Origin of the sequence: Streptomyces sp. NPDC047028, assembly GCF_040644095.1 — a bacterium.
GTDB lineage: Bacteria > Actinomycetota > Actinomycetes > Streptomycetales > Streptomycetaceae > Streptomyces.
Genome location: NZ_JBEYVS010000093.1, coordinates 1 through 7,800, shown reverse-complemented (window position 1 = coordinate 7,800; position 7,800 = coordinate 1). Strand labels below are relative to the sequence as shown.

Sequence of the window (7,800 nt, the reverse complement as noted above, 5' to 3'; positions counted from 1 at the left end):
ACCCTGGGCGATGCCCAGGTGGTCCAGGTGAGGGCGAAGGCTGCGGGCGCTGCCGCACCGCTGGTCGCGCCCACGCGGCGGATCGACACAGCCCCGCGCCCCTTTCGGGGCGTCACGGTGCCGTCAGTTCGTTGGCCAGGCTGCTGCCAGCAGGTCTCGGGTGTCTGCCAGGAGTTGGGGGAGGACCTTGGTGTGGCCCACCACCGGCATGAAGTTGGTGTCGCCGCCCCAGCGGGGGACGATGTGCTGGTGGAGATGGGCGGCGATGCCGGCGCCGGCCACCGTGCCCTGGTTCATGCCGATGTTGAAGCCGTGCGCGCCGGAGGCGGTACGCAGGGCCGTCATCGCCTGTTTGGTCAGCTCGGCCAGCTCGGTGGTCTCCGGTCCTGTCAGGTCGGTGTAGTCGGCCACGTGCCGGTACGGCACGGTCATCAGGTGGCCGCCGTTGTACGGGTACAGGTTGAGCACCGCGTAGACGTGCTCGCCGCGGCGGACGATCAGACCGTCCTCGTCGGACTTCGCCGGTATCGAGCAGAAGGGGCAGCCGTCTCCGGACCCCGGGCCGGTCGGCTTGTTCTCGCCCTGGATGTAGGCCATCCGATGGGGCGTCCACAGGCGCTGGAACGCATCCGGCGTCCCCACTCCGATCTGCTGCTCCGGCTCACTCGTCATGCCAGGCAGCATATGGCTTCGCCCGTTCGCGGCGTGTCGCCGGGGCGCGCGGAGGCCGGGCACCGGCCAAGCTTGGCCGGTGGACGACGAGCCGGTGCACGAGGACAGCCGTAAGTTGCGCTGGGAGGAGCGTACGGACATCCCCCTCGCCATCGCCTCGCTGGTCTTCCTCGGCGCCTACGCCGTGCACGTCCTCGCCCGCACCCTGCCCGAGGCCGTACACGTGGCGCTGCTGTCGCTGGCGTACACCTGCTGGGCGCTGTTCGCCCTGGACTACGCCGTGCGCTGGCGGCTCAGTCGCCAGGGGCCCCGGTTCGTCCGGCGCCACCTGCTGGACACCGCGATCGTCCTGCTGCCCCTGCTGCGACCAGTGCGGATCGTGCACACGTACGAGACGGTGGAGCGGCGGCACGGCCACCGGCGGCTGAGCCTGCACGCGCGCGTGATGGCCTACACGAGCCTGTCCGCGGGCCTGCTCGGCTTCGCCGGGGCGCTGTCCGTCTACCACCAGGAGCGCGGCGCCCCGCACGCGACGATCCGGACCTTCGGGGACGCCGTGTGGTGGACCTGCTCGACGCTCACCACCGTGGGCTACGGCGATGTCGCCCCGGTGACCTTCCGGGGCCGGCTGATCGCGGTGGGCCTGATGCTGTGCGGCGTCGCCCTGCTGGGCGCGGTGACGGGCTCCTTCTCGTCACTGCTGCTGCAGCGGTTCGCCCGCGGCGAGGACGGGCCGGGTCTCCCCGAGGACGGCGAAGGGCCCCCGGAGACATGATCCCCCGGGGGCCCTGGCCGATCGGGGGTCAGACCTGGGTCCGCTCCTCCACGACCTTCATGATCTTCGCGATGGCCTCGTCGAACGGGATGCCGTTCTCCTGAGATCCGTCGCGGTAGCGGAAGGACACCGAGCCGTTCGACATGTCCTCGTCGCCCGCGATGACCATGAAGGGCACCTTCTGCTTCTGGGCGTTGCGGATCTTCTTCTGCATGCGGTCCGAGGAGGAGTCCACCTCGACACGCAGGCCCTTCTTCTTCGCCGCCGCGGCGAACTTCTGGAGGTACTCCACGTGTCCGTCGCCGATCGGGATGCCGATCGCCTGCACCGGTGCCAGCCACGCCGGGAACGCGCCCGCGTAGTGCTCCAGCAGGACCGCGAAGAAGCGCTCGATGGAGCCGAACAGAGCGCGGTGGATCATGACCGGGCGCTGCTTGGCGCCGTCAGGGCCGGTGTACTCCAGGTCGAACCGCTCGGGCAGGTTGAAGTCGAGCTGGATCGTCGACATCTGCCAGGTGCGGCCGATGGCGTCCTTCGCCTGGACGGAGATCTTGGGGCCGTAGAAGGCGGCGCCGCCCGGGTCCGGGACGAGGGGCAGGCCCTGCTTCTCGGCGACCTGGCGGAGGGTCTCGGTGGCCTCCTCCCAGGCGTCGTCGGAGCCGACGAACTTCTCCGGGTCCTTGGTGGACAGCTCCAGGTAGAAGTCGGTCAGGCCGTAGTCACGCAGCAGGCCGAGGACGAAGGTGAGCGTCTTGTCCAGTTCCTCGGACATCTGCTCACGGGTGCAGTAGATGTGCGCGTCGTCCTGGGTGAAGCCGCGGGCACGGGTCAGGCCGTGCACGACGCCCGACTTCTCGTACCGGTACACGGTCCCGAACTCGAAGAGGCGCAGCGGCAGTTCGCGGTAGGAGCGGCCGCGCGCGTCGAAGATCAGGTTGTGCATCGGACAGTTCATGGGCTTGAGGTAGTAGTCCACGCCCTCGTCGAGCTGCATAGGCGGGTACATGCCGTCGGCGTACCAGTCCAGGTGGCCCGAGGTCTCGAAGAGCTTCCCCTTCGTCGCGTGCGGGGTGTAGACGAACTCGTAGCCCTCTTCCTCGTGCCGACGGCGCGAGTAGTCCTCCATGACCCGGCGGACGATGCCGCCCTTGGGGTGGAAGACGGCGAGGCCGGAGCCGATCTGCTCGGGGATGGAGAACAGGTCGAGTTCGTTGCCGAGCTTGCGGTGGTCGCGCTTCTCCGCCTCGGCGAGGAACTCCAGGTACGCCTTCAGCTCGTCCTTGGACGGCCAGGCGGTGCCGTAGATGCGCTGGAGCATCGGGTTCTTCTCGCTGCCGCGCCAGTAGGCGGCGGCGTTGCGCATCAGCTTGAACGCCGGGATCAGGCGGGTCGAGGGCAGGTGGGGACCGCGGCAGAGGTCCTTCCAGCACAGGTCCCCCGACTTGGCGTCCAGGTTGTCGTAGATCGTCAGCTCGCCGGCGCCGACCTCGACGTCCGCGCCGTCGTCAACGGACGCGGAGCCCTTGAGGCCGATCAGCTCCAGCTTGTACGGCTCGTCCGCCAGTTCCTCGCGGGCGGCCTCGTCGGTGACGACGCGGCGGGCGAACTTCTGCCCGCGCTTCTGGATCTCCTGCATCTTCTTCTCGATGGCCTTGAGATCCTCGGGCGTGAACGGCTTCTCGACGTCGAAGTCGTAGTAGAAGCCGTCCTTGACCGGCGGGCCGATGCCCAGCTTGGCCTCGGGGAAGATCTCCTGCACGGCCTGCGCCATGACGTGCGCGGTGGAGTGGCGCAGGATGTTCAGGCCGTCCTCGGAGGTGATCTCGACGCCCTCGACCTCGTCACCGTCGGCGAGCGGGTACGCGAGGTCCTTCAGCTCGCCGGCCACGCGCGCGGCGATGATCGAGCGCTCGCCCGCGAAGAGGTCGGCGGCCGTAGTGCCCGTCGTCACCACGCGTTCTTCCCGCTCGGAATCGCGCTGGATGATCACACGGACGTCTGACACCGGTCTCTCCTGACTGAAGGTGGGGTGCGGCGCCATACCAGGAGCGCGCGCACAAGGGATCGTACCGACCCGGCCCACCCGACCGCTAAACGGTCACCCTCAGTCCTCGCCTGCGCACGCCTCCTCGATGTAGTCGAGGTTCTCGTGCAGGGACTTCATCAGCCGGTCCCGTTCGGCGTCGTCGACCTGTACGGGGACGACCCCGGAGGCGCCGGTGAGCCGGCGGAAGCCGCCCCGGCTCTCCAGCCGGCCGTGCACGCGCACGGGGAGGCCGACGAGGTGGGCGTGGCCGGCGACGCGGTAGGCCTCCTCGCCGAGGGTGACGCGGATGTGCGGGACCTCGGCGCCGCTGAGGACCCGGAGCCGTACGGTGCCCTCGCCGCACGGTCCGGAGCGGCGCATGCGGACGACCGTGCCGGTGATCCGGACGGGCACGGACGGCTCCTCGCGCAGGTAGCGAACGCCGGCCGCGCGCAGCACGGGCAGGTCGCCGGGCGAGAACTCGACGGGTTCGGCGGAGGCGGCGCAGCCGTCGGGGACGCCGGCCGCGGGCGCCCAGGCGACGGCTACGCGGGCGCCTTCGGTGCCCTGGACGAGGGTGGTGAGCGCCTCGGCCAGTTCGCGGCTGACGCCTGCTTCCACAGCGCTGTCGAAGGCGTCCATGGAGGCGGTGGCCCGCTGGTAGTCGATGGCCTCGCGGGCGGCGCACAGGGCCTGGTGGAGGCGGACGGCGAGCGGGCGGCCGGTGCCGACGGGCACGTAGGCGGTGAGCCGGCGGTCGTCGGCTGCCGGGCCGACGAGTACGTCGTCGAGCAGGGCGGTGGCCGTACGGCGGTGCCGGGCACCGTGGTAGCCGGTGCGGGCGCGGGTGGCGAGGGCGGCGGCGAGGAGGAGTTGCCGGGCGGCGGTGCGCAGCTGGGCGTCGGCCGTCCAGGGCGTGGCGCCGGCGGTGCGGCCGGGGGTGTCCCGCCACCAGTGGATCTCGTCGCTGGGGACGGTGAGGGAGATCAGCACCTCGCGGGCGGCCGGGGTGTCGCTGCGGGTGAGGGCGAGCAGGGCCTCGCCGAGCAGGTCGTCGCTGTCGGGGAAGGCGCGGCTCTCGGGGACGAGCAGGCTGGTGCCGGCGGCGCCCGGGCCGGGCGGGGTCCAGCGGCCGTAGCGGCCGGGCGCTCCGCCGCGCCGCTGCCAGCCGTGCCGGTGCAGGAGGGCGCCGAGGACGGCGGGGTCGACTTCGGCGGGGTCGGGGGGCTGGTGCCGGGCGAGGTCGTCGGGGTGCGCGCGGACCTGCCTCGGGAGGTCCTCGTACGGACGGCTTCTCATGGCCTGCCTCCCGTTCCGACGCGCGTCATGATCTCGCAGAGCGCCCGGTCGTCGAAGATGCGCGAGGTCGGTATCCGCACGGTGGTGCGGGTCCGGCCGGTGAGGGGGTGACCGGCGAGGTTGACCCAGTAGCAGCAGTGCCTGAGGTCGAGCCGGTCGTGGCCGGCGCGCAGCCAGTCGTCCTGGGCGCGCGGGACGATCATGACGACCAGGATCTTGTGCACGGAGACCGGGGTGCGGGCCAGTTTGCGCAGGTGGTCATTGTCCAGCGTGAAGGAGAAGGAGCGGCCCGGGGGGTTCGGCGCGATCTGGTAGGTGCATTTCAGCTGCACCTTGATGGTGACCTCGTCGTCGATGGTGTGGCCGGGCGCGCTGTGGCTGACGTGCCAGTCGATGCCGTTGTCCGGGAAGGGCTGGGACAGCGAGCAGCCGGCCGCGGCGGCGACCGCATGCAGATAGCCGACCTGCAGTGTCTCCATGCACGCGGTCGTGGCGAGTGTGCCGCGAAGGGGGCCCGCGCGTTCGGGCAGCAGCCCGCCCCGCTCGGGCTGCGCAATGGCCATGACCAACAGCCCTCCGTGCCAGGAGTATCCCCGCTGCGGGCCGCTGAACTGCAAAGACCCGTACTCCTGTTGTGTCCTTCCGGCGTACCGCGCAAACAGCCCGGGTATCACCGAACTGGGAGAAGACGGGACGTCACCCGCCAGGGGTGAGCGAGGAGTTGGGTCGGTATGACGACGTGCTGGTACGAGGGGCCGCTGGCCGCCTTCGACACGGAGACGACGGGCGTTGACGTCGAGACCGACCGGATCGTGTCGGCCGCCGTCGTCGTCCAGGACGCGCCGGGCACCCGGCCGCGGGTGACGCGCTGGCTGGTGAACCCGGGGGTGCCGGTGCCCGCGGCGGCGACGGCCGTGCACGGGCTGACGGACGAACACCTGCAGCACCACGGGCGCTGGCCGGCGCCGGTGGTGTACGAGATAGCCGAGCAGCTGGCGGAGCACGCGGCGATGGGCCGGCCGCTGGTGGTGATGAACGCGCCCTTCGATCTGACGCTGCTGGACCGGGAGTTGCGGCGGCACCGCGCCTCGTCGCTGGACCGCTGGTTCGAGGCGACGCCGCTGCGGGTGCTGGACCCTCGCGTCCTGGACAAGCACCTGGACCGCTACCGCAAGGGCCGGCGCACGCTGACGGACCTGTGCGCGCACTACGAGGTGACGCTGGAGGGCGCGCACGACGCGGCGGCCGACGCGCTGGCCGCGCTGGACGTCGTACGGGCCCTGGGTCGCTGTTTCGCCGCCCGCCTGGAGCGCCTCTCCCCCGCCGAGCTGCACACGCTGCAGACGACCTGGCACGCGGCGCAGGCGCGGGGCCTGCAGGCCTGGTTCGCCCGCACGGGCACGGAGGAGACGGTCTGCACGGACTGGCCCCTGCGTCCGGAGCTGCCCGCGGCGGCGTGACGGGCGGCGAGGCGATACGGCCGGCCCCGCCGGGTTCACACACGCCACGGAGGCGTTGCGGCCGGGCCCGCCGGGGTCACCAGGAGCCGCCGCCTCCGCCTCCCGCACCGCCGCCGACCCCACCGCTCGACGAACCGCCGCCACCGCCGCTGCTGGAGCCTGCCGAACTGGAGGGCGGCGAGGCGCTGAGCCGCCGGTCCACATCGTGCCGACTTCGAGGGCGTCGATCCAGTCCCGGTACTCGTCCCGCTTGGGGGTGCGGAAGGAGGCGCTCCGCGTAGCTCTGCCTGCCGTTCACGTCGCGGTAGGGGTCGCCGATCACGCTCTCGAAGGGGACCTTGTGGCCGTCCATGGTGGCGCGGACCTGTTCGTCGTCGAAGTCGGCGTCCGGCACATCGCGGTGACGGTCTCTTCGGTCGTCTGCCGTCTTTCCCACCGCTCATGGCGTGCCCCCCACGGACGTACGACTGGGATGAAAAAAGCCGGTCTGCGTGTGCAGACCGGCTTTCCCCGGTGGGCGATACTGGGTTCGAACCAGTGACCTCTTCGGTGTGAACGAAGCGCTCTCCCACTGAGCTAATCGCCCGGGAACGCACTGAACAATACAGGTCCCCGCGCCCGGAGTTCAAACCGCTTCGAGGCGGCGCAGCAGTCCGCGTCGCCCGGAGCGCATCATCAGCCGGTGGTTGGCCCGGAAGAGGGGGCGTCCGGGGACGGCGAGCCGTCTGAGCAGGGGCTTGTCGGCGTCGACGACCTGGTCGTAGCGGGCGAGGGTGCCGGGGCCGCCGGCGGTGAGGGTCCAGCGGGCCCAGCCGTGGAGGTCTCCCGACATGGCGATCTCGAGGACGCCGGCGGCCGGGGAGCGGCGCGTCTCGCGTGCGGTGAAGCTGAGGCCGTACGGCAGGAGGGACCGGACGGTGAAGACGGCGGTGGTGTCGTCGAGCCGGGTCACCGACCGCACCTGGGGCCACCAGCGGGGGTAGTCCTCGGGCCGCTGGAGCACCGCGTAGACGGCGGCGGGCGGGGCGGGCAGGGGCCACAGGCTGTGGAAGCGGTGGTGGGACCAGTCCATGGACCCGAGTCTGCCCTGGTGGAGCGGGGCGCATGAGTACGCGTACTCATGTGGGCCGCCCGGGTGCGGAAGACACTGGAAAGCGAGCGCCGCCGCCCGTGCGACGGCGCTCACCCGATTTCCGGAAGTGACCGGAGCTCAGATTGCTTGCGGGTGACCGCACTTGGAGGGGTACGGAATTCCTCGCTTGTCGTACTTCCGAAGAAAAGTGACGGAGTTCTGGAAAACGCCCGGGGATTTCCGCCCGCGGCCCGGGTTCCGGAACTTCTCGTACCTGTTCTCGGAGCGCGATCGTCCGGTTGTGGCTTCCGGGCCCGTTCCGCGACATCCGCCAGAAGTGACGATCTGTCACCATTTGCGGGCACGCACGACGACAGCCCGCACGCACGACGACGGCCCACCTGCTTTCTCGCAGGTGGGCCGTCGGTCCGGGTGGGCGATACTGGGTTCGAACCAGTGACCTCTTCGGTGTGAACGAAGCGCTCTCCCACTGAGC

General features: G+C 70.9%; 8 protein-coding genes and 1 tRNA gene. 2 read left to right on the top strand and 7 right to left on the bottom strand.

Annotated elements, in window-relative coordinates:
- Window positions 1-123: 123 nt before the first annotated feature.
- Complete coding sequence (locus tag ABZ854_RS36590) at window positions 124-684, bottom strand: HIT domain-containing protein (RefSeq protein WP_361220221.1); 561 nt, start codon at window positions 682-684, stop codon at window positions 124-126.
- A gap of 82 nt (window positions 685-766) precedes the next feature.
- On the opposite strand from ABZ854_RS36590, the gene ABZ854_RS36585 reads away from it, so the two are divergent.
- Window positions 767-1,447 (top strand): ion channel, encoded by a 681-nt coding sequence (locus ABZ854_RS36585; protein ID WP_361220224.1) that lies wholly within the window; start codon window positions 767-769, stop codon window positions 1,445-1,447.
- Window positions 1,448-1,475: 28 nt separating this feature from the next.
- Here ABZ854_RS36585 and thrS read toward each other — a convergent pair whose 3' ends face one another.
- The 3 genes from thrS to ABZ854_RS36570 form a co-directional block, all read right to left on the bottom strand.
- The gene (thrS, locus tag ABZ854_RS36580; RefSeq protein WP_361220218.1) at window positions 1,476-3,452 is read right to left on the bottom strand and encodes a threonine--tRNA ligase; all 1,977 of its coding nucleotides are present in this window, start codon (window positions 3,450-3,452) and stop codon (window positions 1,476-1,478) included.
- Window positions 3,453-3,551: 99 nt separating this feature from the next.
- A complete protein-coding gene (locus ABZ854_RS36575; RefSeq protein WP_361220215.1) occupies window positions 3,552-4,772 on the bottom strand; it encodes a hypothetical protein in 1,221 nt (406 codons plus the stop codon).
- Window positions 4,769-5,335: a DUF4365 domain-containing protein gene (locus tag ABZ854_RS36570; RefSeq protein ID WP_361220212.1), complete on the bottom strand. Its 567-nt coding sequence runs from the start codon at window positions 5,333-5,335 to the stop codon at window positions 4,769-4,771. The genes ABZ854_RS36575 and ABZ854_RS36570 overlap by 4 nt, the downstream gene beginning before the upstream one ends.
- A gap of 168 nt (window positions 5,336-5,503) precedes the next feature.
- Between ABZ854_RS36570 and ABZ854_RS36565 the strand changes: the two genes are divergently transcribed.
- Window positions 5,504-6,232, top strand: coding sequence for a 3'-5' exonuclease (locus tag ABZ854_RS36565; protein WP_361220209.1), 729 nt, complete (start codon window positions 5,504-5,506; stop codon window positions 6,230-6,232).
- 76 nt (window positions 6,233-6,308) lie between these two features.
- Here ABZ854_RS36565 and ABZ854_RS36560 read toward each other — a convergent pair whose 3' ends face one another.
- From ABZ854_RS36560 to ABZ854_RS36550, 3 genes are all read right to left on the bottom strand, one after another.
- Window positions 6,309-6,668 carry a hypothetical protein gene (locus tag ABZ854_RS36560; RefSeq protein WP_361220206.1) on the bottom strand — a complete coding sequence of 120 codons (360 nt, stop codon included), beginning with the start codon at window positions 6,666-6,668 and terminating at the stop codon, window positions 6,309-6,311.
- A 78-nt stretch (window positions 6,669-6,746) separates the two neighbouring features.
- Window positions 6,747-6,818: transfer RNA gene (locus ABZ854_RS36555), tRNA-Val, on the bottom strand.
- Window positions 6,819-6,857: 39 nt separating this feature from the next.
- Complete coding sequence (locus tag ABZ854_RS36550) at window positions 6,858-7,304, bottom strand: SRPBCC family protein (protein ID WP_361220203.1); 447 nt, start codon at window positions 7,302-7,304, stop codon at window positions 6,858-6,860.
- Between the last annotated feature and the right edge of the window lie 496 nt (window positions 7,305-7,800).